Here is a 26611-nt window from a genome sequence, read left to right as displayed (position 1 = left end):
ATTACAATAGCATTGAACCGATGATTCCACCAACAATTAAAGGTATATTATAAACCAAAAAAGTTGGTACGCAAGTATCCCAAATGTGATTGTGCTGTCCATCTGCATTTAGCCCAGAAGTAGGACCAAGTGTGCTATCTGATGCAGGGCTTCCTGCATCACCTAATGCCCCTGCAATTCCTACTAGCAAAATAATAGCCTCATAGCTAAAGCCAAGATTTAATGCCAAAGGACAATAGGTTGTTGCAATAATAGGAAGTGTCCCAAAAGAAGTCCCAATACCCATTGTCACCAACAAACCAACCAATAACATTATAATTGCGCCGCCAAGTTGCCCACCTGAAAGAGAAGAAGCTGCTTCTGCAAGCGATTCAATAGCCCCTGTTTCTTTTAAGACACTACCATATCCTGCTGCAATTAGCATCACAAAAGCAATAAAAGCCATCATTTTAAAGCCATCTTCAATTACATTATCAATATTATCCCACTTAATAGCCCCAAAGGCAATCATCACAAAAAGTCCAGCAATCCCACCTAATGGCAAAGAACCTTCCAAAATCTGCACAACAAAGGCAACAATAGCACCCAATAAAACACCAAAATCCTGCCTACTCATTTTAGGATTTTCCAAATGTCTTAAAACATTTTCTTCTAAGAAAGTGTTTTGATATTCGTGTGGCTTCCGATAAAAAATAAAAATTGCCAAAAGCAATCCCACAAGCATACTAGCTCCACCAATCCACATCACACTTGAAATCTGCTCTAAAGTAACATTGATTCCATTTTGCTCTAATTGCTTTTGTAAAATTGTATGAAATAGCAATCCATACCCAACACTAAAACTTACATAAGGCGCTTTTAACCCAAAAGTCAAAGCACAAGCAACCGCCCTTCTATCAATTTTTAAGCGATTCATTAAAGGTAAAAGCGGTGGAATTAAAATAGGAATAAAGGCAATATGCACCGGAATAAGATTTTGTGAAAAACAAGCAAAAAATGCAATAAAAAGACAAAACATCAAACGGCGATTCTGAATAAAATTGGCAATATGATGCACAAAAATAGGCGTAAGATTTGTCCTTGCTATCGCACTTGCTAAAGCACCAAGCAAGATATAACTCAAAGCAATTTCTAAATTACCTGACATTCCAGAAATCAAGACCTTAATAGTCTCTTCAAATCCATTCCCCGCAACAACTCCAGCAACCAAAGCTGAAACAAGAATCGCCAACAAAACATTTAATCGTGCCAAACAAAGCACACTCATAACAAAAATTGAAACTACAACCGGATTGGTTAGCATACTAATCCTTTTTTAAAGAATGGGAATGCAATAATACAAATTCCCCTAATTTTTGATTTAAATAATCCGCTACAACATTGCATTTTATTTTAAATAAAAAAAAGATTCTAGAATCATCTTGTGCTTGTTTTTCTAGTGATTCAAAATTTCCCATTCCCTTAGCAAAAATCAAATCCGCCTCCCCAAAAAGCCTTTGGGATTCAATACTAGCTAGTTCATAAATAAATCCAGGGCTTGGCACACCACTATCCCTTACTTCACAGATTCTAAAAAGTTCTGAATCGCTTTGCTGCAAATCATCTAAAGTAATATCATTAATAATCTCTGCACCTCTTACAAAATAAAAAATTTGCAATTGCGGATAATGGGCTTTAAGGATTTGAATCAAAACTTCATCAAGCTCATTTTCTCCCGCATTATCGCCAATATAAACTATTTTTTTTGCCTTTTGCAACTGCTGCTTTAAAGCATTTATGTGAAAATAAGCAAAGCGTGTATCAAAAATTTTTTGACACTCTGCTTCCAAGTCAAATGCATACTCAGCGCCATAATCAATCACATTTCCAAGCACCGCACAATAAATCCCAAACTCCAATTGTTTCTCTTTGGGAATTGTTTTTAGTTTTTTTCTAAGAGTTTCTTTAATTAGCCTTGCTTTTTGAATACTTTGTTGTTTAATTTGCCAATAAGGCGCAGGATTTTTGGTTAGCTTTGAAATCCTATCATACAAAACCACTGCCAAAAGTGTAGGAGGAATCTCTCTATTTTTTTCTAAAATAATTCCCCTTTTTTCAAAAAAACCTAAAACGCTCTCTTGATAATTAACTAAAATTTCTTGCTCTATTTGATTGATTGCTTCTTTTTGAAAAAAATTAATGACTTCTGCTGTTCTCACTGCTTGTTTTTGCAAGCAAGCCAAGCATCTTTGTTCTAAATTAATCGTTCATTCCTTCTTTTGGTTTTGTATTAATCACTTTGCCCCACATCATTTTATATTTCCGTTTTAAAAACTCGATTTCTTCTTGGGCTGCTTTGAGTTGCTCTCGCAAAATAGCGATTGTTTTTTTATCATCTTCATAAACTTCTTGTGTATTAAAAAGGGCATCTTTTAAAAATTGATTCTCACTTTTAACGCTTGTAATTGTTTCTTCTTTAGCACTAATCACTTTTTCATGCAAACTAAGAATCGTGCCAATTGTTTTTTCAACAAACTCACTATCTACACCAACACTTGGGTTATCTATCATTACTGCATTGCTACCTGTATGCACCACAGCTTTTGTGCCACTCCCTGCATCAATGAGAAAATCTCCATTTTCTTGTTTGCTTTTTAATTCACCACTAGCAACCATTTCTAACACTCTCTCCCTTGTTAGATTAGCCAAAGAAGCAAACTCATCAATCTTAACCCAAGTCTCCATCGCACATCCCCTACAAAATCACTTCAATATCTTGGGAATCTAATTCAACATTTTTAGCTTTCATTACACGATCTTCTCGTAATTTTCCTTCTAATTCTGCATTGTTTAATGCTAGAATCTGCATTGCCAAATAAGCACTATTAACTGCCCCAGTTTTCCCTAAAGCCACAGTTGCTACAGGCATTCCAGAAGGCATTTGCACCGTGGAGAGCAAAGAATCTAAACCATCTAAAGCCCCCCCTTTAAGAGGCACTCCAATAACAGGCTTTGTTGTCATTGACGCTACCGCTCCTGCTAAATGCGCTGCCATCCCCGCTGCTGCAATAAAAACTTTTGCACCTTTTTGCTCTGCTTGCTTCACATATTCTTTAGTCCGATTTGGACTCCTATGCGCTGAACTAATAATCACTTCATAAGGCACATCAAATTTTTTTAGCACCAAAATACATTCATTCATCACTTCATAATCACTCTTGCTTCCCATTAAAATTGCTATAAACTCCATCTATTCTCCTTTATATTGTTGAGAGTGCGGCGCCCAATCCTATTAAAAATCCACCAATTAACACCATTAAAAAAAAGTAAAAAAATAGATATAAAATTGCAGGCAAAAGCACTAGCCACCACGACCATTCAATTTTTCCTGCTAATTTCAACCCTATAAATAAAAGCTGTAGTCCTACAAAAAAGAAATCTATCATTTATTCTTCTTGCATTTCAAAAGGCTTCTTTTTTGCTTTTAAACGAACAATTCTAGCTCCCTGTGTGGCTAAAACTTCATATTCACAAAATTCATCACTAATAATATCGCCAACCACCGGCATACGCTCTAACAAATTAAAGACATATCCACCAATAGTAACTTGTTCGGTATCCTCTTCAAAAGCAATTCCAAGCACATCAGCCACACGCTCTAAATCCAACATTCCATCAAAAGAATAGGTATCTTCATCAATTTTATGATAATCCTCACTTTTTTTGTCATGCTCATCAGAAATATCACCAATAACTTCTTCTAAAATATCCTCCATCGTAAGCAATCCAGCCGTTCCGCCGTATTCATCAACTACTAAAGCCGTATGAATCTGCCTGCGATTCATTTGGATAAGGATATTAGAAATCGAAGCACTCTCTGGAACAATAATCATTTCTCTTACCAATTTTTCCAACTCTTTAGAAGGATTTTTTGATAACATTGTCTCTAACAAATCTCTTAAATGCACCATTCCAACGATATTATCTTTACCTTCCTTGCAATAAGGGTAGCGCGTATGTTTAGTCGTTGTGACAATTTGCATATTTTCTTCATAGCTATTATCATCATACAAACAAATCATATCTTTTCTGGGTGTCATAATTTCTTTTGCCATTGTATCAGAGAAGCTTACAGCATTTTGAATAATTTCATTTTCAATCGTATCTAAATACCCTCCTTTTAAGCTTTCTCCCACAATAATTTTAAGCTCTTCTTCAGAGTGCGCACTCTCTTCACCCTCACTAGCAGGTTTAATTTTAATTGCATGTAAAACTACCGTGGCAATAAAATCAAAAATCTTAATCACCGGATAAAACACTACCCAAAAAACATGCAAAGGTCTAACAATCAGCAACACAGATTTTTCAGCCTTGGCAATTGCAATAGATTTTGGAACAATTTCTCCTATAACTACATGCAAAAGCGTAATAAAACTAAAGGCAATCATAAAGCTTACAGAATGCAATAAAACAGGGTTATCTCCAATAAAATATTTAAAGGGGACTTCTAAAAGTCGCGCAACTGCTGGTTCTCCTATCCAACCAAGCCCTAAAGATGAAAGAGTGATTCCAAGTTGTGTCGCAGAAAGATAAGAATCAAGCTTCCCTGTAACTTTAAGTGCAAGTTTTGCTCCAGAGACTTCGCGCTTAACTAACTCTTCTAAGCGGGAGCGGCGAATTTTAACAATGGCAAATTCAGAGAGAACAAAAAAACTATTCAACAAAACAAGAAACAAAGCAAGAATAGACAGCAAAATCGAATCAACTTCCAAACATTCTCCTTTAAAATTTTAAAAATTACCTAATATTATATCACAACTAACTTTTAATTAACTTCTTTTTGCATTTCCTTACAAAAGACTTTATCAAAGGCATAACTAAGTTTCATTCCAAAAAGCAAAATTGCCCAAGAAAGATACACCCAAATAAACAAAAACAATAAAATACTAAAAGAACCATAAAGTGTCAAATAAGCCTTATTATAAAAAACATAATACACAAATCCCCACTTACAAAAAGACCAAAGCAAAGCCGTAATAAGTGAGCTTATTAAAGTATTTTTAAAATCAATTTGCGTATTTGCAGAAATCTTAAAAAAAACAAAAAAAATCACCCAAGTAATCAAATAAGGGCTAAGCCTAAAGAGCCAAAGCATAAAATCTTTATATCCTAAAACATCTAAATAAGCATAAGCCTTAGCACTCAAATAAATAGAAAACAAAATTCCTACCGGAAAAAGTGTCATGCAAGTCCAATAAACGGCTAAAGAATCCCAAAATTTTCGTGGATTTGTATGAAAAATTTTACCTGCAATAAATTGATAGTTTTTAAAAAATAAAATAGAGGTAATAAAAGCATACAATAGTCCCATTCCACCAAGCTTTGCAGAATTCGCCAAAAAGCTATCCATATAATCTAAAAAAACATCAGAATGTGTTGGTAGAAAACTTGTAATAACTAGATTCTTAAAGCTCTCCAAATAATCCTTAAAATCTGGTAAGGCTGCTACAAGAGAAAAAACAATCAAAAGCATCGGCAAAAGAGCAAAAATAGTATAAAAGCTAAGACTAGCTGCAAAATAAAGCAAATCCCCCTTTAAAAACCCATATAAGCTCTTTAGCAATGGAATGGATTCGACTTTAATTCTTGATATAAGCTTTAAATACATTTTAATTACTCACAACTTGTAGCAATTCCATATCCATATGATTTGATTCTTAAAACTTCTTCCTTAGGTGTATTGCCTTTTGCTGTTAAATAATCCCCCAAAACCACCGCATTAATACCACATTCAAATAAATCTTTTTGATTCTCTCCAAAAACTCGCTCTCTCCCTCCAGCAATCATTAATCTCGCATCAGGCAAATACTCCCTTGCCAATCTCACACACTCCAATGCTTCTTCTTGACTTAGAACTTCTTGCTTTAGAGGCAGGGCTTTGTTTGGAATAAAAAAATTAATAGGTGTGCTATGGGGTTTTAGGGTTTGGAGTGCGTGGAGTAAATCCATTCTATCTTGCCAAGATTCTCCCATTCCAAAGATTCCACCACTACACAATCCAAGCCCAACTTCTAAAGCATTTTCACAAGTCTCATAACGCTCTTGAAAGCTATGAGTTGTGCAAATTTTAGGAAAGAAATTTTTAGAAGTCTCCAAATTGTGATTATAACTAGCAATCCCTGATTCTTTTAATTCTTTTAAAGAATCTTTATCTGCAATCCCACTACAACCTATCAAATGCAAATGCAAACCTTCATTAACAATAGCTCTAGCTGCCCTTGAAATGTATTCCACTCTTTTATCATCAAGATTTCTTCCACTTGTAACCAAGCAAAATCCTAAAGCACCATTTTTAGCCGCTTCTTTTGCTTCAAAAACAATTTGCTCTATGGATTTAAATTTATAGCGCTCAATATCGGCATTGTATTTTGCGCTTTGCGTGCAATAAGCACAATCTTCCGCACAACTCCCGCTAGAAACATTAGAAATTGTGCATAAAAAAATTTCCTTCATCTTTAGCCCTTAATTTAATCTAATCTCAAAACTTCATCTCTGCCTTTAAAATCTTGAATCTTAATACTAACTTTTTCCAAATAAAATACAATGAAATCAAGATTCTGCGGGGTCTGATAGATTGCTTCAAGGCTTGGATATTTCTCAAACATTGCTTCTTTAATAGCCAAATTAGTATCAAACTTCACTTCTCCGCGGATTCTAATCCACATATTTTCTCCATCAAATGCACTCAACTCCACCCCTGGAAAATTTTGCATATGCTTATACATTCCTTTCTTATTGGAAGTGCAAAAATATAATTTCCCATCTTTATATAATGCAGACTTCATAGGTCTTACTCTTGGATTTCCACAAGTCCCTTTAGTAGCCAAAAAAGTAACATTTTTATCCAAAAAATCTAAAATTTCCTTAGTCATTTTATTCCTTTATTTCAGCTTGAATGTCTTCAATTCGCTCTTTACAAGCAATACACTCTAAAACAGCTTTTTTACGATAAGTTCTCTTTGCCATCAAAGAATCGCATTTAGGGCAATGTGTGTTAGTTGGCTCATAAGTGGAGATAAAATCACATTTAGGATAATTAGCACAACCATAAAACTTCCCTCTTTTGCTCATTCTCTCCAAAATATCTCCACCACACTTTGGACATTTCACGCCTTCTATGGCTTTTTTTGCGCTTGAAGTAGAGTTAAGCGACTTCGTATTTTTGCACTCTGGATAACCACTACATGCCAAAAACTCACCGCTTCTACTGCGTTTTTTCACCATTGGTTTGCCGCATTTTTCACATACACCATAGCTTTCTTCTTGATCATTCTCTACTGCTTCTTTTTTGATATATTTACATTTAGGATACCCGCTACAGCCCACAAACTCACCAAATCTTCCGCTTCGCTTGATTAACTCTTTTCCACAAAGCGGACAATTCTCACCTGTTGGGAGTGCTAGTTTTTGACTTTGTATAGAAGTTTTACCCTCATTTACTTTTTGAATAAATGGATCATAAAACTCCCACAAAAGTTTTTGCCAATCTTGTTTATTTTCTGCAATTTCATCTAATTTTTCCTCTAAATTTGCCGTAAATTTAGAATCCACAATCTCCAAAAAGTGCTTTTCTAAAAGCTCCACCACCTTAAAGGCGATTTCTTGAGGCTTAATCTGCTTTTTTTCTATGCTAATATATTCACGAGAATTGAGCAAAGAAATCGTTGGCGCATAAGTGCTTGGACGCCCTATACCAAGAGATTCTAAAGTTTTAATAAGACTCGCTTCAGAAAACCTTGCTGGAGGTTCAGTTTGGTGCTCACTTAAATCGCATTTTTCTAGTTTTAAAGTCTCACCAACTTTTAAATTAGGCAATAATTTATCTTTATCTTCATTGCCCAAAATTCTATAAAATCCATCAAAAATCAACTTTCTCCCACTAATTTTCAAAAGAGAAGAATCAGAATCAATAAAAATATTTTGCAATTCAAATTCTGCATCACTCATTTGTGAAGCCAAAAAACGATTATAAATCAAAGCATACAATTTAAGCTCATCACCTTTAAGGTATTGTGCTGCAATCTGTGGTGTAAAATCAATCAAAGTAGGACGAATGGCTTCGTGTGCTTCTTGTGCGCTTTTGGATTTAGTTGCGTAGTTCTTAGGCTTACTTGGAGCATATTCTTTTCCATAAGCCTTAATGATAAAATCCTTTGCTTCATCTTGTGCAATTTTTGCAATATTTAAACTATCAGTCCTCATATAAGTAATCACACCCATAGAACCTTTATGAGTCATCACCCCCTCATAAAGTTTTTGGGCTGTCTGCATCGTGCGTGAAGGAGAAAAACCAAGAATCGAACTAGCACTTTGCTGCAGTGTAGAAGTCATAAAAGGTGGTGGAGTGGCTGTTTTCCGCTTTTTATTTTCGATTTCTTTAACTTTGAAGCTTTCTTGTTTGAGCTGCTGAATAATCTCTAATGTTTCTGCTTTATCTTGCAAACTAAGCTTTTGAATCTTTTTCCCTTTAAATTCCAAAAGCTCTGATTCTAATTGCTCTTTAAAAGCAATATCCACACTATAATAAGTAATGGGTTTGAAATCTAAAATCTCTTTTTCTCTATCTACAACAATCTTTAAAGCACTACTTTGCACTCTACCCGCACTCAAACCCCTTTGAATCTTAGAAGCAATCAAAGGACTTAAGCGATAACCCACGATTCGATCAAGCAATCTCCTTGCTTGTTGTGCATTGACTTTATCCATATCAATATGGCGCGGATTTTTAAGCGAATCCAAAATTGCTTTTTTGGTGATTTCGTGAAATACGATTCGAGGCAATTTTTGCGGATCCTTACCAATAGCCGTTGCAATATGGAATCCTATTGCCTCACCCTCTCGATCCTCATCAGTTGCGATATAAATTGTCTTAGAATTTTTGGCAAGCTTTTTTAACTCATTTACTATATTTTTATGCGATTCATCAATTTGGTATTCTGGTATAAATTCTTGGTTATCAATCTTAATGCCAAAACTATGCTTAGGCAAATCCCTAATATGCCCTTTTGAAGCAATCACTTCATAATTACTTCCCACAAAATTTTTAATTGTCTTAGCCTTAGTTGGGGATTCTACAATAATCAAATCTTTCAAACTCATTCCCTATTCAAAGAATTTTTTTCTAATCATACAAAAATTTTACAAAAAATATCAAGCGCCTTACTCTTGCGCCAAAAGATCGCGATAAATTTGTCCCCCTATTTGACTCTTTGAAAATGCAATAAAATGATTATTTCTAAAACTTTCTTTATTATAAAGCAAAGGCTTTTTAGTCATACAATCCAAAATTACACCCCCTGCCTCTCTTAGCACAATATCACAAGCTGCCATATCCCATTCGCTCGTGCCATTAAATCTAGGATATAAATCTGCCTCACCTCTAGCCAATGCACAAACTTTTAAAGAAGATCCATATTTTTGGACTTTTAAATGATATTTTTTGAGAAATTCTTGCGTAGATTCTGTGCTATGAAACATAGAATCACACGCCACTAATTGCTTATCTGCTATATTTCTCTCTCCATTTAGGCGAATTTTGTTTGAATCTAAAAACACCTCATCCACACAATGCGATTCCATTGCATTTTTTAGCTTTTGGGATTCTATCGTATAGCTCCCAAAACCCTCCAATCCCATATATAATTCATCAAAACAAGGTGCATATACCACACCTAGAATCGGATGATTTTTGCGGATTAAAGCAATATTGATAGTCCAACCTCCATTTTTTGCCAAAAAATCTTTTGTTCCATCAAGTGGATCAATAAGCCAATAATACTCCAAATCTTTGCGTTTTGCATATTCTAAAACTGCCTCTTCAGAACAAACTGCATAGGAAGAAATCTTCTGCAAAGCTTGTGTAATATAAGTATTTGATTCTAAATCTGCTTGAGTGATGGGAGATGAATCCTCTTTTAGAGAAAATTCCTCTTTACCATAATATCTTAAGGCTATTTTACCGGCTTCTATGGTAATTAAAGCAACTTGAAACAATAAATTTTTCATTTAGATTTTTATCTCCAAATCTCTTTTAAAGTCAATCTCACACCATCCTCCAAAAATCTCTATGGCTACTGCATTTTGATATTTATCAATCAAGGCTTGTAAAAAACTTGTCATATACATATTTGCAAAATCTTTACCATCATATAACAAATCTCTATTAAGTTCATCATAAAATTCCAATACTTTAGGCAAAAAATCATAAGAGAACTTAAAAAGCCCAATATATTGACCCTCAATTTCACTATAATCTTTTGGTTTTTTGCCAAGCTCAATAACTCTATTTTCTTTTATTTTTAGAGTTTCTGCATCTTCTAGCGGATTATCAAATCGCTTCCCCCAAAGTTCTCTCCAATTTTTATCCACAATAATTCCAAAAGGCGCATCAGTATTTTTTAGCTTTTCTACAATTTCTTTAGAATAAACAATATCTGCATAAGAAATCAACAAATCTTCTTTATGTTGAATGCAAGATTCTATCCATTGTCTTGCACAAAACAATGTTGCAACCATATTAGTAGAATCAAAATTGGGATTTTTAAAAAATTCTTTCAAAGCATATGTTTTAGATAAATAATCCCTCAAAACTTCTTGCAAATACCCACCAACAACTGCAATTTTAGAAATTCCAGCTTGCTTTAAAGCTTGAATTTCATAATCAATAATCTTCTTGCCCTGATATTCCACCATACATTTAGGATTATGAGCCGTTAAAGGCATCAATCTTGATCCAAACCCTGCTGCTAAAATAATTGCTCTCACAATTTTCCTTGTAAAATTTCATCAATCTGCTCTAAAATCGCATCCACACTACTACCAATATTATAAACATTTTCATCTCTAAACTCTTTAATTCTTTGGGAATCTTCGGTGCCTCTTTTGTTGGCAATTTTTTTCTTAAGTCTTTTAAGCTACGAATTTGTCCCTCCATACTAATAGCAGGGATAAAATCTGCCAAATGTGTTGTTAATTGTAAGGGAGCAAAAAATAAACTTGATCGCAAAGTGCTTAAAGAAAATGTAAAAGCCGTTATAGAAAAATCTGTCACTAAAAAGTCACTAATATTGCCAAAATCATTGCCTAATTTTTCATCAAAGCTCACGCGTGGCTCACTATTCCATTTTGATTTAATCAAATTATAAAAAGAATGATTGTTTTGAAAATTCATAGGATGAGCGCGATAAGAAATATTATAATTACTGGAATCCAAAAGGGTTTCAATAAGGTTATTTTCAACTCCTGCAAAAAGATTTAAACTTGCATAATCACCCCCAACATAACGCAAACTTGGAGCATAAGTTATAGTATTAGTATCTTGATAAGCATAAGTTTGTATTGCCTTATCTAGCTTTGGATAACCACTTTCTAATAATTTCACTTTGGCTTTTTTGAAAGATTTTCTAAAAGATTCCATAGCAATTTTAGAGGGCACCAAAATATAATCAACCACTTCACTTGCCCCTGTTGCCTCAACTAAACTATGAGGAAAGTAGATTCGCTTTGCTGATGTGCTAAGGAAAGTCCTATCAATTTTACCATTCTCATATCCTACCTGATCAGCAGTCAAAATCAAATCAATCCCTTCAATATCAGCATTCAAATAATAAGTTTGTCCATTTTCAATAATACGCCATGGAAATAAAACATTGTGATGCCCACTACTCTCAAATTCATCATTCAAAATTCTCTCTACAATCGTAATAACATTATATTTTTCCTTCAAACAAGCGATTAAATCTCCATACTGCTTACGATAAGTAGGGTAATAAGATACCACACAAATATTTTTACGATCTTTACTTAAATAAGATTCTATGGTGCGTTTTGCTGTTTGAATAAATTGCTTAATAGTCTCTTCAATCATAAAATCACTCCATTAAAAAATTCTTGAATTTTATCTTTCTTTGCTTGTTTTATTGCATCATACTTCAAGAATACTTCTCTAAGCTCACACACAGAACTCACTCCATATGAAAAATTCTCCACCATAGAATAATATTTGTCATTTGGAGGATATTGTATTCCATTAAACCCAAATAAGCATAAAATGCTTGGATTATGCGTTGATAATGCATGTTCGTAAACTCTATTTGAGGTATCACTCACTAACACATCAATATTTTTTGGTAACTTTTTTACCCATCGTATCGAATCCCCAAAAATACTTTTAATCGCTTCTAAAACTTTCTTGGAACTTTGAGCATGTGGTAAATAAAACACTTCTAAATCATTGTTCTCAAGCAATGTCTCCAACACCATCACATCAAAACTACAGGCTACATTATTATGTAAATCATCACTAAATTCCCTTTTGCTTGGTGCATATAAAACTTTCACCATCACTCCTTTAGACTTTTTTTCCATTCTTTAAAAATAGAAGAATCAATCATTCCTTCTTTTCTTTCAATATGCCACATTATACCAAAAATATTTTGTTCTATATGCTTAAAAGCTTCAATGCTAAAATCCTTTGAAATAGCCAATTTAATCAAATAATCCCCCAAAGATTCTATGCAATAATTATGAAAAGAATTGACTTTATAGCTTTTATCACCACTCTCCACTAAATGCGAACCAATATGCCCATTGCATGATTTAAGTGTCGCACCAAAATAACTTGCAATTCTTTGAGCACCCCGACAGATTCCAAGCAAGGGTAACGATTCTCTTGAGCAATAATCAATAATCTTGCCCTCATAATCATCGCGTATTTGGGAGATTTTATTATTATTAAAACAAGACAAATCATTTCCACCACTCAAAATCACCCCTTTTAAATGACTACCTAGTTTCTGAGCATATTCTTGAAAAGAAATAGCATAGCTCAAAGGCAAAGGTATGTAATTTTGCAATTCTTGTTTGAAAAATTCCCCCCATTCCAAACTCAATGCTTCCCTTATCTCAAAATAATCTGTATTTTCTACTATTCTTTGGGAGATTCCAATAAACCCTAAAGGCATATAATCTGCTCACTTTGACAATCAAGCTTAATTCTCTTAGCTCTCAAATATTGATTAAATGCATCTTCTCCAACTCCAATAGCCGCAGGCAACCCAAGCTCTGAAGCCCGAATAGCCATATGTGAATTTGCTCCACCATAACAAGTAATCAATCCTGCAATTTTTTTTGCAAATAAATAATCATAACCGGGATCTGCGGATTTAATCAAAATAATTTTACCCTGAACTTCAGCATCTTCTTGTGTTGCTATTTGTGCATTCACTTCCTTTTGAGTAATAAAGTTTGGCATTACTCTAGCCCCAAAAAAGCTAAAAATTTCTGCAGATTCTGAAATCAAAGGTGGTAGTTTCAAAGCCAAAGTTAATTCATATTCTTCTTTATGATACCTAATCTCATCTAAAAAGCGATCTCTAGGTTTTTTGGAATACAAAGAAGCATACAAGTTTAAAATGCTCTTAATATCCAAATAAGCCATATCCTCTCTTGTAATTCCATAATAATCGCCGAGCTGTCCGATTAAAACTAAAGCTTGTGAGAGTAATCGTGTAAATTCAAATTTTGCATACTCTCTACCCTCAATTGCACATTTTAAAAAATCTAAAAAATCTTTGGCATTGATCTTTAACCCGTGTTCGCACAAAAGTTTATTTAACTCTTGCATCCTAACTTCAGACAACATAAAAGCGGAATCGTAGTTCTTGGATAAGGAGCTTTTATTTTGTATTTCAAAATACATTTCAAATGCTTCATCATAACGCGGCGATAAAATACTATAAGTCCCTGCTCTCAAATGCCCAAAATCCTTTAAAAATTCTTCTTTATTTGCTAAGGTTAAATTAGCAACTTTTTGGCTTAATTGTTTGCTAATTGTTTTTAATGAATTCAAAAAAACTTCTCTTTCTTCTTGAGTAAAAAAACCAATTTCCACCAAAGAATTTAGCATTTGCATTGCCACAAATCCAGCCCTAGCAATCCCAGCAAATGGAAGTGTTCCATATCGCTTGCACGATTCAATTAACCAATAAATCTTATCAATTATAGACAAATCCGCTTTTTCTAAATTTTGATAGATTTTCTTGAGTTTTTTAATTTTCTTTAAATCTTTAAGATATAAACCTTTTTTTGGATTGATAATTTTATTTGTCAATTCAAGCAATGAGAATTCAATACGCTTTGTTTCATTATCATTAAATCCATTGTTAAGCAATTTTTTTAATTTTTTTGGCGTATTTAAATCATAGCAAGAATACACAATATCAAATTCAATTTTATCATGCAAATAAGGCTTATTTTTAAGTGTATCTAAATAAAAATCAACCAATTTTGAAGCAATGGCAGAATCTAAAGTTTTAGGAATAAAAGAATTAAAAGAAAGACGCACATCAATATATGGGATTCCTAAAAAAGAATGCATAAGGGGGTGAGAGCGCAAATTAAGATAGCCATAATTATCCCTTTGGTACGCCCAAATACTATCTGTGATAATTTCTTTATAAAGACTTAGAGCTAAACGCTTAGGTTTTAAACCTATCATTTCAGCTGGATTCCAATCTGGCATCACTCCAAACATAGCCTTTTTCCCATATACATTAGTAGTTGTTCTTTGCAAGGATAAAAATCGCTTCTGCAATCTTTTAAGAGCTTCTATGGGCAAAGAATGACTAAAATTAATCTTATTTTGTATGACTAAAGGGCGCACTTGCAAACAATAGAGTTCTCCCTGCTTATCCACTGCAAACTCCACATCCAAAAAATCATAACCAAATAAAACTTCCAATTCTTTCAATAAGTTAATAATTGATTGCAAGGTTGTATCTTGCAACAAAGGCGCATCCCTATGGCTAAAAAAACTCACTTTTTCCTTTGCACTTCCATCAGTAATTGTATCAGTCGCTCCACTCTCATCATATTCAATACAATAATACGGAGCCAATGTATCTTTATCTACACTTGTTGCCACACCACATAAACGCACATTCTCCAACATTGGTTGAATCAAAATCTCATCATTAATATCTGGCATAGAATCTGCAACTTTATAAATTGCTTCTATAATTTCTTTTTCATCTTTAGAAACATTAGCTAGACTTAAAAAAGCTCCTGCATTAGAATTTTCTTTACCATCTTCTTTTTTAGAAGAGCTTCTCACAATAATTTTTGGAAAATCTAGCCTTGATATTTGTCCTAAAATCTCTTTCTTATTCCTTTGAAAATCTTCTAAAGTTAAAATTATCATAGGGAGGATTTTAGCAGTTTTCAACTTCCCTTGCAAAAGTTTTAAATTCTGAGCTTTAGATACAAATTGCAACATACCTCACCCTTTTAAAGTTTTCTCTAAAACAAAATTAGCAATAAATTCGCTAGAATTTCCCAAATTAAATACTTCTTTTTCGCGATATTCTCTAATTTGATTTGCTCTCACCTCTCTATCCTCTGTTAAAATTTCCTGCACCTTTTTTAAACACTCTTTTCCACTAAAAGCACTTTTATGCAAGATAGAATTATAAAACTTAATTCCCAAATAATTATTTTCCAAAATACTTTTGTCTTGACACAATAAGATAGCAGGCTTCAAAGTTGTCAAAGGAAAGGTATAAACCAAACTTGAATAATCTCCAATTACACAACAACATTCTCGCATAATCTGTGCTTCTAATTTGCTAGTAGTATCATAAATAAACCAAGGAAATTTCGCATACTCCTTAGCAATCTCATCGCTTTCTTTGCGCAAAATATTACCAATGGGATGTGGACGAAAATATACCTTTTGTCGAGCATGAAAACTTTGATATTCTAATAAAAAATCTTTGATTATTTTAAGACTCTCATAATGATTAATAGCAATCAAAATACTTATACCTGATTGCTCTTTTAACTTGTCATATTCAAAAATATTTGCATCTAAACTTGGATAACCGCCACAAACAAGTTCTTCTTCAAAACCATATTCTTTAAATTTATCTTGATAGATTCTATAATTAGACAGACTGGAGATAATTCGATATCCATTAATACCCATTTTTCTCTGAAACCAAAAATCATCAAGAGGTCTTTTTCTCTGAATTAAAGCCGCAATAGGATCAATAAAAGCGTGTGGAACATAAATTGTCCTATTCCCCCAACTAGGTGAAGTTAGAGGCATAAGGCAAGTAATAAAAACTTCAAAAATAGTGAAAAAATTCCCCATATAACTCATTTGTAAAGGCAGTAAAATACACTTGTGTTTCTGTGCTTGTGGTATTTTCTCATAACTTTCTTGACTACCATAAACATAAATAACTTTCGCACCTTTTTCTTCTAGCTTTTTAGCAATATTTCCCAAATGTTTATTGTTAGCAAAAGTCGTAACAGCAACTCCAATGCACTTTGGAGGAATCTTAAACAAATCTCTAAAATAAGCGCTTATTTTCTTGCTTAAATCTTCTAATTCTTGCAATAAAAAACTCTTTTCTTTTAAAGTCAGATAAAACTGCAATACAAAGTAACTAGTTAAACTCAAAAAGAGAAAAGTTTCATTGGTTGTATTTTTCTTAATTTCGGAAAATTCAACTTTTTTTAAGCATTCAAATAAAATTCTGTCAATTTCTTCAATCCCATTAAAAACAAGTTCTCTAGGAAGAATTTTTGCTTTTTTTTCTAAAATCTCATAAATATTTTTATCCTGATGAATAATCCACAATACTCCATTTTGCAGAATCTTCTCTTTATTTTCAACAAGAGAAGATTCTACCTTAGCATCATCAAGAACTAAAAAATTCTGCTCTAAGCCCAATTTTTTTTGGAGATTTTTCAAAATCACCAATGCCGCTTGCGTATCCTCTCCATTTGGGTAAAAGTAGATATTTTTAAACTTTCTTTGCACTCCAGCACCTTGTTGTATATTTTATATCAAATTCCTTTGGCAATCTCTGTTCTAAAACTTGAGTAATCCTGCCAAACAACTCTTCACCCTCCTTTGTTTCTAAATCCCAATATGGATTTTTCACACTTCTCCATGCATTGATATAATTCTCCAAGCTTTGATGAAAATAGAAATCCTCTTCAATATAAATAATATTATCAAAAAGCTCCTTATGAGATTCAATAATCGGTCTTTGATCCTCTCTCCTTACTCCGCGTGTGTAACTTGGCACAAATTCCATAATACTCTCTTCTGCTATTTTCTGAATAGGATCATTTAAGTCTCTATGATTCCACATACAAGAAAAATAACTTTTAGGCTTTAATAAGCGATAAGATTCTTTTAATGCTTCAGTTCTATCCATCACATTAAAACTACTTCCAAAAGTTACCCAATCAAATTCGCCACTTTGCAAAGTAGAATCAATCCCAGTTGCCCTAATCCATTCAATCTCTTGATCTTTTGTTCTTTGAACTCCAATCTCGCGCATTGCATCATTAGGCTCTACTGAAACAACCTCGCAACCTCTCTCCAAAAGCATTATACTTAGATTTCCAGTTCCAGCCCCAATATCTGCTACCTTTATAATCTCTTTTTTTTGATTTTTTTGCACTAGTGCTACAAGCATATCAATTGTTGCAGGAGCATAGTTTGGTCTATATTCATAAAATTTTGCATGCTTAGTGTAATCCCATACTTGTTCAACAATTTTTTTCATTTCTTAATCCTTCCATTCTAAAAAGCCTAGAATGGAAGGATTTTCTACGCCCTCTTCACACTCCAAGCCCTGATTTTATAAGGAATTTCAATTTTTTCCAATGACTCAATCTTTGACTCAATCATTGATAAAATTTGTTTCCAACGCTTCTCTCCTGCTTGAGATTGAATATCATTTACTGATTTCCAAGCTCCAATATAACGAGATTTATCCATTATCTCTACATAATCACACTCCATAAAAAAGCAATCTTTAAAATGACCTGTTGAGATAAGAACTTCTTCCCATTTTTTAGCATTTTGACTTCCACTACTTACACGAGTAAGCTCTGGAACAATACACTTAATTTCTTTTTCAATCTCATCAAATACTGAACCTTCTATAATGTTTCTAGGGTTCCAAATGGCAGTAAAATAGCCCCCCCCCCCGCACTATTTTTTAGGATTCTTGCAAACTCAGGCAAAGATTTACTTGGATCTGTCCAATGAAATGAACTTGCCATAATCACCCAATCTGCAAAATTAGATTCCACACCAGTTGCTTCTCCACTTCCTTTTTGCCATTTAATTCTTGTATTTTGTGTATATTTAATACCTTCTTCTCTCATATTATCATTAGGCTCTACTGCTAAAACTTGCATTCCAAAATCATCTAGCATCTTTGTTAGCTTCCCAGTCCCAGCACCCACCTCAACAACTCTCAAATCTTGCATCTTTTTATTTTCATCATTAATACATCTAATTAATTTTTCTAGCAGCATTTCACTATAAGCAGGACGATTATGATAATGCTTAGCTACTTCTGTAAAATCACCTTGTTTCATTATTTTTCCTTGTTTAAGATTATTCTTGCTATTTTAACAAATATCATCACTTGATTTCCATAAATCACGACATATTTACCCTATTAAACTCTTTCAGTCAATCACTATTTTATAAAACTTACAGAAATTTAGAAATAATAAAATCCCCCATTATCTTACTTGCATAACCAAAATGATAAAAATGTAACTCTCTATACTCCAACAATCTTTTTCTCCATTGCTGTTGATTACAAAAAATCTTTTCTATTATCTCAAAAAAATCATCTTTATCAAAATTCACTCTCACGCCCAAATTTAAATTCAACTGCCTATTATCACTCACACTTGGACACAAAGCTAAAACTGGAAAAGTATTAACTGCTGTAGTAATACCTCCAACAAAAGCAAAACTCCTACTATAACTCCAAGGATTGATACTCCAAGAATCATCAATAGAAAAATTAGGATTTTTTCTTAATTCCTTTAGAATTTCACTTGTTTTGCACCATAAATGTTTCCCCTCAAAAAACCCTCTATGCCTATAAATTACTCTATATTTTTTCAAGCTCCGCTTCATAAAAGGTAAAAATTTAAAAAATTCTTCTTCATTATAAGGAGCAAACAATATTGAATCTTTTTGACAATCAAAATTAATCTTTTTAAAAACCAAATCAAAACCTAAATATCCACTCTCTACAATCTTGATATGTTTAAGATTACTTGGGGCAAATTCTTTCAATCCAACACTTAAATAATCTATCTTATCTCCATAAAATTTTTCCATATCCACTTTTGACCAATCGCTTAATGCATGACCCAAATAAATCGTTGGCACATCATTATTTTTGGAATTCAAAATAGAAGTCTTACATAATGCTTTTAAAAAAGAAAGTTTTTCTGTATGCTCCAAAGGAAAACAAATCGCATAAACCCTATTTCTAAAAGGACTCTTTTTGAATTTTTTTAAAACATTCTCCAAAGAATTTTTAGTGGCACAAATATATAATAAATTTACTCTAGAATGCTCTAACAAATAGTCATCCAAATATCCTATATGTTTATCACTAGCAATACCACAAAGCTCTATCCCTACAATATCACCCGTAAATTGTTTCATATCATTTGTTATTTTTGAAACCATCTTTAAGGTGTATCCACAAAAAGCTTCTTCATTATAAGAAATGCCATACTTTTCTAGCTTTTTCTTTAAAATATCAATAGTCTTTTTATTGCCACCATTTACTTTATTATTAGCCAAATTAACAACAAATCCACCTTGCAAAATATCATCTTTATAGTCTTCTAATGTAATACCCACCCCCCTATCATCAATGTAAATAATCTCACAATCATCTTCTGCCTTTAAAATCATTTCTCCAAGCAAAACTCCAGAAATACCGGCTGGATAAACATAAAATCTCTTTCTTTCCATATTAATTCAAAAATTCCACAATTTTTTCAATTTTTTGCTGCAAATTATTTCTCGCTCCATTTTCAATCACCAATTCAGTATTTGGCTCATCAAAAGACAAATCCACTCCTACTACATTTTTAATTTGCCCTTTTAATGCAGCACTATAAAGACCTTTTTGATCTCTTTTTTTTAACTCCTCTAAATCACATTGAATATAAACTTCCAAATAATTCTCCAAAGTCTTACGATTATAAGTATAAATCTCTTCAAACATTGAAATAGTTGTAACAACCACAATTAATCCCTGCTCACTTAGAAAATGGGCAAACTTCGAGCGCTTCAAAGCAACCTCAATACGCCCATTCCTATCATAATCATAATGACCAAGTAAATCGCGCAATTCATCACCATCAAGATAAACTATATTTGGATTTTTTTTCTTTAATTCTTCATAAACCCCAAACCCAATCGTGCTTTTACCACTCCCTGCTAAACCACAAAGCCATATTACAAGCCCTTTGCCATCTTTAACCAATTGCTTCATTGATTGCCTTTATCACACTCTCTACTTCCACATTACTCAAATGCTCCCCCATAGGCAATGAAAGAATCTCACTCTCCCAAGCTTTAGCCTTAGGAGTTTTTGATTCCACTACATAAGGCTGATTTGAAAATGCTTGAGTATTAGGCAAACAAATAGGGTAATGCAATCCTGTTTCAATTCCCATTTGGTTTAGCTTTTGTGACAATTCATTTCGTTTTTGAATGCGGATAACAAACAAATGCCACACACATTCACATTCTTTCCTAACTTCAGGAAGCTCCACAATCCCGCTTAATCCATCCATATAAAGCTTTGCAATTTCTCTACGCCTTTTATTCCAAGAATCCAAATGTTTCAACTTCACTCTTAAAATTGCCGCTTGAATCCCATCAAGCCTAGAATTCCTACCAACAATCTCATGTTCATATTTCCTTAACCCTCCATGGTGTGCGATACATTTACACTTTTTAATTAACGCTTCATCTCTACTTACAATCGCTCCGCCATCACCATAAGCCCCAAGATTCTTGCCAGGATAAAAGCTAAAAGCTGCAATATCGCCCAAACTCCCAACACATTGCCCATTATATCTCGCCCCATGAGCTTGCGCACAATCTTCAATCACTCTTAAAGAATGCTTTTGGGCTAACTCCAAAATCTCTTTCATTCTTGCACTTTGCCCATACAAATGCACCGCCATAATCGCACTAGTTTTTGGTGTAATCTTACTCTTTAAATCCTCAATATCTAAAGTATAATCCACTCCACAATCTACAAAAACGATTTTTAATCCATTTCTTACCACTGCTTCTGCACTTGCTGCAAAGGTATTTGCAGGAACCAGCACTTCACTATCCTTTGGGAGATTCAAAGCTTCAATTGCAATTTCTAAAGCATCACTTCCATTACCAACTCCAAGTGTCTTAACTCCGCCACCAATAAATTCTGAAAACTCTTCCTCAAAAGATTCAACCGCTTCTCCTCCAATAAAAGCACTTTTTTCTATCACTTCAAAGATTGCTTTATCCACTTCCTCTTTAATCCCCAAATATTGCTTATGCAAATCTAAAAATTTCACAACCATAGCACACCCATTTTCCAATTTTCCTCACCCAATTCTTCAAATTTCATATATTGTTTAGAATCTACAATTTCCCTCCAAGCCTCTTTCATACCATCACTCCATGTAATATCATCAAAAAGCATAACACCACCCTTACTCATAAAGGGTAAAATTTGTCTAAAATATCTCAAAGTTGCTTCCTTATCATGATGCCCATCAATGAAAGCAAAATCAATAGGAGAAATTTCATTTAAGAGTTTTGGCAATACTACTTCAAATCTTCCCTCAAATACAAAGACATTTTTCAAACCAAAAAATTGATGATTATCTCTTGCAATAGTTGCAATATTTGGGCTTCCCTCAATAGTATAAATCTTAGAATCTGGGGCAAAAAAACTCATATAGCTACTTGAAAACCCACAACAAGTTCCAAGTTCTAAAATAGCTTTAGGAAACAAATCAGAAAAAATTTTATAAATACATTCAGCCTTTTCCTTTTTAACTCCAATCTTTGCTAAATTAGACAATGGAATTTTTACAAAAACCCCTGCTTCCATCTGTTCTTTGCTTCGCTTATCATAAGGTGCCCCTGCTCCAAAATCCACCACTTCTATAAGGCTATTTTCTCCTCTTAATACTTCCCTTCTTTTCTCTATTTCTAAGACAGCTTTTTCTAGCACTTATATCTCCCTTATTAATCTTGCGGGATTTCCCGCATAAATGCCTTTTTTAGTGATATTCTTAGTTACCACACTCCCCGCACCAATCACCACGCCATCACAAATATCCACAGGTAAAATCGTAGCATTACTACCAATACTCACATTATTCCCAATTCTTGTTTCTCTCCACAATGCAGAATTACCAGCTGGTCTGCCCTCTTGGAATAAATCATTAATAAACATTACACCATGCCCAATAAAGCAAGATTCTCCAATGCTGACTAGCTCACAAATAAAGCTATGACTTTGGATTCTGCTCTTAGCTCCCACTTTCACACCCCTTTGAATCTCCACAAAAGGTCCCACAAAAACCTCATCGCAAAGTTCGCATTCATAGAGATTGCAAGGCTCTACAATTTTAACATTAACCCCCATTTTAACCTCACGAATCTGACTTTGATACAAAGTAAAACTTCCTTCCTTTAATGATTTAATAGAATAATTCAAATCCTTACTTTGCGATTGTTTAAATGGCTTTTTCAACTAATCTCCCTTGATATAAATATACACTTTAGCGCCTCAATTCTCTATGATAATGCAAATTCAATGCAATTTCTCAATTTCTTTAGTGCAATTAATATATTCTTGTTATAAAATCAAAGTCCAACTCCAATAAATCGTCTAAATTTTGAATTTCTTTAATATTATGTGTCTTGCAAAACTCTTTAATTTCCGCACCCCTATGTGAGGTTCCCACTGCAATAATCTCATAATCCAATTCTTTTTGCCTAGCAAATAACCAAGCTAAGCACTCAAATCCTATCTTTTTTGCTCCCAAAAATACAATTCTTTTCATAGATGCCCTAATTTGCACCGCTTAGGCTGGAATCGCAAAAAAACTTCCTTGCCTGTTTCAATTGATTCATACATTGCAATAATTAGCTCCAAACTCTTTCGCCCTTCTAAACCATCAACAAGTGCTTTTTTATTATGCACGATCGAATCAATCACATGCAAATAATATTCTTTATGACCAAATCCATAAACATTAGGCGGATTAGTCGAGTATTTTTCTCTCACTTCTTTATCGCTTTCTAAAGATTCTACAAAATTCCAAGTTTTGATTTCATTTACTGCAAATCCACCAATCTCAACACTTCCAAACTCTCCTAGAATCGAAATGCTACCTTCTAAATCTTTAGGGCGTGTAGCAGTGGTCGCTTCAATCACCCCCAAAGCTCCGTTTTTAAACTTCAAAACCGCCACTCCAGTGTCTTCAGTTTCAATCTCACTTAATGCTGTTATGCTTTTAGCAAACACGCTCTCCACATCGCCCATCATCCACTCTAACAAATCAATATGATGACTAGCTTGATTGGTAAAAACACCTCCATCCATCGCCCAAGTCCCACGCCAAGAATCTTGACGATAATATGCATTGTCTCGACACCATCGCACTCGCACACTGCCCATTACAAGCTTACCAAATCTCCCCGCTTCCAAAGCCTCTCTTAATTTTTGAACGGGCAAATTATAGCGGTTTTGCTTGACTACAAAAAGTCTTATTCCATTTCTATCACAAGCTTCAATCATTTTATCGGCATCTTCTAAAGTCAATGCCATAGGCTTTTCAACAATAATATGTTTTTTATAGGGTGCAACTTCCAAAGTATTTTTAGCATGCATTCCACTTGGAGTAAGAATAGAAACAATATCAATTTTATTTTTGCAAGATTCCATCATCGAATCTAAGCTTGTAAAATAGGGGACTTGATATTTCTCTCCAAATTGCTTGGAACGACTTTCATCTATATCGCACACACAGACTAATTTAGCACCATCAATCCCACCCCTACTTAAAAGCTCTGCATGACGAAGAGCGATTCTCCCACAACCAAGCAATGCCACACCTAACATAAAATCTCCTTTGTAATTCTCTCAATCATAGAATCAAAACTACATTCCCCACGCACGAAATAGCTTCGCGAATCAATCCTTTTGCCTAGCATAGATTTTGTAATTTGCACAATCTCGTTGCAATCTTGACTCCAAAACATTAGTTTGTTTTTAATCAAATATTGATCATGAACTAACCAAATTGAACGCGTGGAAATGGTGGGAATCCCATAACAAACTGATTCAAGATTCATTGTCCCACCTCCACCGATAAACAAATCAATAAAAGGGTAAAACTCTTCTGGTTTTAGTTTCTCTTCTAAAATAATAGCAATCTCTCCAAAATCCTTTTTTAGTCTCTCTTTTTCATAGCGAGGCATAATCACTAAATTCACATCCATTTCTTTTTTTAGCAACGGAATCACTTCATAAATAGTCGGAATCTTTTCTTTAACATAATGAGCTTTATACTCTTCTTCGCGAATTAGAATTGTAGGTTTTTGTGTATTTAGCCCATAGCGTGTTCGGAAATCATTTTTAGGATCTTTTTGGATAGCATTTATCCACAATGCCACATCAATAAAGGGATACGATTGGATTTGATTTTCATCGAGTGCAAAACGCAACATTAATTCTTTTGGCAACACAAAAGGATAAAAAAATATTTTTGAAAAAGGCAAAGTGAGCCTAGCTACCGCAGTTAATTCCTTTGGACATTCGCTATCTTTTGGCTTAGTAAAAGCAGGAGTATCATAAATATTCACCACTGGAATCCCAATCCCATAGGCTACCTGCACACTATCAACTACAGCCCCACAAATTAGCACTTTTGGAACCCCTCTTGCTTTAAATAAATCCAAAATTTCTTTTTGTCTAAAAATCCTTGCTTCAAATTTTTCCAAAAGCGTTGCGCCACCATACTCCCCAAGCACAATATGTGGAATCTGATGCAATTCTAAAATTTCTTTTGCTTCAGTGTAATTTGGGGCATAACGCGTTGTTACAAGCACCTCAAATCCCCTTTTCTCTAGCTCCCTAATCATCCCTGCAAAAAACATCGCATACTTAGGAGTTGCGACATCAATCCAAATCATATCTCTCCCTTTAAGCGCATTTTTAATACCTCAAAAAACGCTAAGCGTATCCCAAAAAGTGAGCTAACATTATAGCCTAAAGTCTGCGCTAAAACAAATTCAGGAGCGCTAAATCCGACTTTATCCACCCTCCAAGCAAGCTCCTTGCTCCCTAATCTCTCCAATAAAAGTCTCAAAAGATATTTGCTATATCCTTTAGCAAATTTCAAAGAAGACTCCAAAGAAAAAGCAAATTCAACCAAGCGATAATCCGTAAAAGGCGTGCGATTTTCAATCCCAAATTGCATTGCATTTCTATCTTCATAACGCAAAAGATTGGGCAAATTATATTTAAAAGCATCTAGCCACAATCCTTGAGTAAAATCTAGCAAAAATCTCTCCAAAAGATTCTCCATAGAAGGAAGTGGCAATTCATTTTCTTGCAAGATTCTCATTCCCTCTTGATTATCTTCTCTAAAGAGCTTTAATTTCAAAGAATCATCCAAAGAACACTTTAAGCCAAATCCGTATTCCTTCAAAGCTTCATTGCCATAGATTCTAATACGATTTTCAAATTCTTTATGATGAGCAAAAATATATCTCCCAATATGGTGATAATATCCGCCAAAAAGCTCATCTGCTCCCTGTCCGCCTAAAACAACCTTGCAAAAGGGCGCGATATTCTTAAAAAGCAAATATTGCAAATAAATAGAAAAACTGCGAAAAATCTCATCTTGATTCTGCACCAAATCCCTTAAATCCTCTTTGATACACTCTAAATTTGGCGCGATATAAGAAACATCAATCCCCAAATCTTTCTGTAATTGCTTCATATGCTGTATTTCATTTTGCTTTGCTTCTTTGAAATTTATCCCAAAATATAAGCACTCCACCCCGATTCTCTTAGCCAAATGCGCCAAAATCGAACTATCCACTCCACCTGAAATACAAAGCGCCATAGGCACATCTGATCGCAATCGTATTTTCACCGCATCACTTAGAATCTCTTCTAATCTATCCAATGCTTCTTTCTGCCCCAAAGTGCTATCCACACAAGGCACACATTCCCAATATTTTTTTATCTTAAGCTCTCCATTAAAAAATCTCCCAAATGAAGCAGGCGGAAAGCTAAAAATACCTTGATAAATAGTCTTATTCTCACTCCCATTGCTAAATAAAATCCATTTTGAAACTTCTTCTAAATCAAAGCCAAACTTCCCAATCTCCAAAATCGCTTTAATCTCAGAAGCAAAAAAGAATTTTTCTTGACTTAGAGTATAAAAAAGTGGTTTATTCCCTAATCTATCACGCGCTAAAAATAAACTATTATCGCGTTTATCAAGAATACAAAAGGCAAAATCCCCATTCAATTTTTGGAGACACTCTTCTCCCAAAAACGCATAAGCATGAAGCAAAACTTCCGTATCGCTCTGTGTAAAAAAGGGGATTCTCTGCTTTTTTAATTCTTGTCTTAGTTCTTTATAATTATAAATCTCACCATTAAAAACTAACACCAAATGCGGACAAAATGGCGAA

At 33.9% G+C, this 26611-nt stretch carries 27 protein-coding genes and 1 pseudogene; all 28 read right to left on the bottom strand.

The genetic code is table 11. The features are described from left to right. Position 1 precedes the first annotated feature (1 nt). Positions 2-1303: a Na+/H+ antiporter NhaC family protein gene (locus MKD52_RS03320; RefSeq protein WP_242099237.1), complete on the bottom strand. Its 1302-nt coding sequence runs from the start codon at positions 1301-1303 to the stop codon at positions 2-4. A gap of 1 nt (position 1304) precedes the next feature. Further along, positions 1305-2222: a damage-control phosphatase ARMT1 family protein gene (locus MKD52_RS03315; RefSeq protein ID WP_277930801.1), complete on the bottom strand. Its 918-nt coding sequence runs from the start codon at positions 2220-2222 to the stop codon at positions 1305-1307. A gap of 16 nt (positions 2223-2238) precedes the next feature. Next, entirely contained in the window at positions 2239-2724 is a 486-nt protein-coding gene (locus tag MKD52_RS03310; protein WP_242099235.1) for a DUF3972 domain-containing protein, read from the bottom strand. A 10-nt stretch (positions 2725-2734) separates the two neighbouring features. Continuing rightward, complete coding sequence (gene purE / locus MKD52_RS03305; protein ID WP_112057976.1) at positions 2735-3229, bottom strand: 5-(carboxyamino)imidazole ribonucleotide mutase; 495 nt, start codon at positions 3227-3229, stop codon at positions 2735-2737. A gap of 10 nt (positions 3230-3239) precedes the next feature. Next, positions 3240-3425, bottom strand: coding sequence for a hypothetical protein (locus MKD52_RS03300; RefSeq protein ID WP_112057977.1), 186 nt, complete (start codon positions 3423-3425; stop codon positions 3240-3242). Next, positions 3426-4751 carry a hemolysin family protein gene (locus MKD52_RS03295; RefSeq protein ID WP_242099234.1) on the bottom strand — a complete coding sequence of 442 codons (1326 nt, stop codon included), beginning with the start codon at positions 4749-4751 and terminating at the stop codon, positions 3426-3428. 53 nt (positions 4752-4804) lie between these two features. Next, a complete protein-coding gene (locus MKD52_RS03290) occupies positions 4805-5647 on the bottom strand; it encodes a YihY family inner membrane protein (protein ID WP_112057979.1) in 843 nt (280 codons plus the stop codon). Between the two features lie 5 nt (positions 5648-5652). Further along, positions 5653-6492 carry a biotin synthase gene (locus MKD52_RS03285; RefSeq protein ID WP_112057980.1) on the bottom strand — a complete coding sequence of 280 codons (840 nt, stop codon included), beginning with the start codon at positions 6490-6492 and terminating at the stop codon, positions 5653-5655. A 14-nt stretch (positions 6493-6506) separates the two neighbouring features. Further along, positions 6507-6911, bottom strand: a complete 405-nt coding sequence (locus tag MKD52_RS03280; RefSeq protein WP_112057981.1) for a pyridoxamine 5'-phosphate oxidase family protein — start codon at positions 6909-6911, stop codon at positions 6507-6509. 1 nt (position 6912) lies between these two features. Continuing rightward, entirely contained in the window at positions 6913-9132 is a 2220-nt protein-coding gene (gene topA / locus MKD52_RS03275) for a type I DNA topoisomerase (RefSeq protein ID WP_242099233.1), read from the bottom strand. A 66-nt stretch (positions 9133-9198) separates the two neighbouring features. Beyond that, entirely contained in the window at positions 9199-10044 is an 846-nt protein-coding gene (locus MKD52_RS03270) for a 3'(2'),5'-bisphosphate nucleotidase CysQ (protein ID WP_242099232.1), read from the bottom strand. After that, positions 10045-10803, bottom strand: coding sequence for a phosphocholine cytidylyltransferase family protein (locus tag MKD52_RS03265; protein ID WP_242099231.1), 759 nt, complete (start codon positions 10801-10803; stop codon positions 10045-10047). A gap of 31 nt (positions 10804-10834) precedes the next feature. Continuing rightward, entirely contained in the window at positions 10835-11905 is a 1071-nt protein-coding gene (locus tag MKD52_RS03260; RefSeq protein WP_242099230.1) for a CDP-glycerol glycerophosphotransferase family protein, read from the bottom strand. Continuing rightward, a complete protein-coding gene (locus MKD52_RS03255; RefSeq protein WP_242099229.1) occupies positions 11902-12381 on the bottom strand; it encodes a hypothetical protein in 480 nt (159 codons plus the stop codon). The genes MKD52_RS03260 and MKD52_RS03255 overlap by 4 nt, the downstream gene beginning before the upstream one ends. Continuing rightward, the gene (locus tag MKD52_RS03250; RefSeq protein ID WP_242099228.1) at positions 12381-13001 is read right to left on the bottom strand and encodes a gamma-glutamyl-CDP-amidate hydrolase; all 621 of its coding nucleotides are present in this window, start codon (positions 12999-13001) and stop codon (positions 12381-12383) included. The genes MKD52_RS03255 and MKD52_RS03250 overlap by 1 nt, the downstream gene beginning before the upstream one ends. Next, a complete protein-coding gene (locus MKD52_RS03245; RefSeq protein ID WP_242099227.1) occupies positions 12992-15313 on the bottom strand; it encodes a PEP-utilizing enzyme in 2322 nt (773 codons plus the stop codon). The genes MKD52_RS03250 and MKD52_RS03245 overlap by 10 nt, the downstream gene beginning before the upstream one ends. 3 nt (positions 15314-15316) lie before the next feature. Further along, positions 15317-16864 (bottom strand): hypothetical protein, encoded by a 1548-nt coding sequence (locus tag MKD52_RS03240; protein ID WP_242099226.1) that lies wholly within the window; start codon positions 16862-16864, stop codon positions 15317-15319. Beyond that, a complete protein-coding gene (locus MKD52_RS03235) occupies positions 16848-17621 on the bottom strand; it encodes a class I SAM-dependent methyltransferase (protein WP_242099225.1) in 774 nt (257 codons plus the stop codon). The genes MKD52_RS03240 and MKD52_RS03235 overlap by 17 nt, the downstream gene beginning before the upstream one ends. Positions 17622-17665: 44 nt before the next feature. Continuing rightward, positions 17666-18444: pseudogene (locus MKD52_RS03230) on the bottom strand (class I SAM-dependent methyltransferase). 118 nt (positions 18445-18562) lie between these two features. Continuing rightward, positions 18563-19855 (bottom strand): hypothetical protein, encoded by a 1293-nt coding sequence (locus tag MKD52_RS03225; protein WP_242099224.1) that lies wholly within the window; start codon positions 19853-19855, stop codon positions 18563-18565. Position 19856: 1 nt separating this feature from the next. After that, positions 19857-20381, bottom strand: a complete 525-nt coding sequence (locus MKD52_RS03220; protein ID WP_242099223.1) for an adenylyl-sulfate kinase — start codon at positions 20379-20381, stop codon at positions 19857-19859. Then, complete coding sequence (locus MKD52_RS03215; RefSeq protein WP_242099222.1) at positions 20365-21483, bottom strand: DegT/DnrJ/EryC1/StrS family aminotransferase; 1119 nt, start codon at positions 21481-21483, stop codon at positions 20365-20367. The genes MKD52_RS03220 and MKD52_RS03215 overlap by 17 nt, the downstream gene beginning before the upstream one ends. After that, positions 21456-22124, bottom strand: coding sequence for a class I SAM-dependent methyltransferase (locus tag MKD52_RS03210; RefSeq protein ID WP_242099221.1), 669 nt, complete (start codon positions 22122-22124; stop codon positions 21456-21458). The genes MKD52_RS03215 and MKD52_RS03210 overlap by 28 nt, the downstream gene beginning before the upstream one ends. After that, positions 22125-22541 carry an acyltransferase gene (locus tag MKD52_RS03205; RefSeq protein WP_242099901.1) on the bottom strand — a complete coding sequence of 139 codons (417 nt, stop codon included), beginning with the start codon at positions 22539-22541 and terminating at the stop codon, positions 22125-22127. It abuts the gene before it with no gap. Positions 22542-22740: 199 nt separating this feature from the next. Further along, a complete protein-coding gene (locus tag MKD52_RS03200) occupies positions 22741-22962 on the bottom strand; it encodes a hypothetical protein (protein WP_242099220.1) in 222 nt (73 codons plus the stop codon). Beyond that, the gene (locus MKD52_RS03195; protein WP_242099219.1) at positions 22959-24023 is read right to left on the bottom strand and encodes a Gfo/Idh/MocA family oxidoreductase; all 1065 of its coding nucleotides are present in this window, start codon (positions 24021-24023) and stop codon (positions 22959-22961) included. Before MKD52_RS03195 ends, MKD52_RS03200 begins: the two co-directional genes overlap by 4 nt. After that, on the bottom strand, positions 24017-25096 hold the full coding sequence (locus MKD52_RS03190; RefSeq protein WP_242099218.1) for a DUF354 domain-containing protein: 1080 nt from the start codon (positions 25094-25096) through the stop codon (positions 24017-24019). The genes MKD52_RS03195 and MKD52_RS03190 overlap by 7 nt, the downstream gene beginning before the upstream one ends. Beyond that, on the bottom strand, positions 25093-26611 hold a 1519-nt coding region (gene asnB / locus MKD52_RS03185; protein ID WP_242099217.1), incomplete at its 5' end, for an asparagine synthase (glutamine-hydrolyzing). The genes MKD52_RS03190 and asnB, both read right to left, overlap by 4 nt.

Source organism: Helicobacter sp. CaF467b, from assembly GCF_022664765.1.
Lineage (GTDB): Bacteria > Campylobacterota > Campylobacteria > Campylobacterales > Helicobacteraceae > Helicobacter_D > Helicobacter_D colisuis.
Note: the sequence above shows the minus strand (reverse complement) of the source record. Positions and strands in the feature narration are given on the sequence as shown.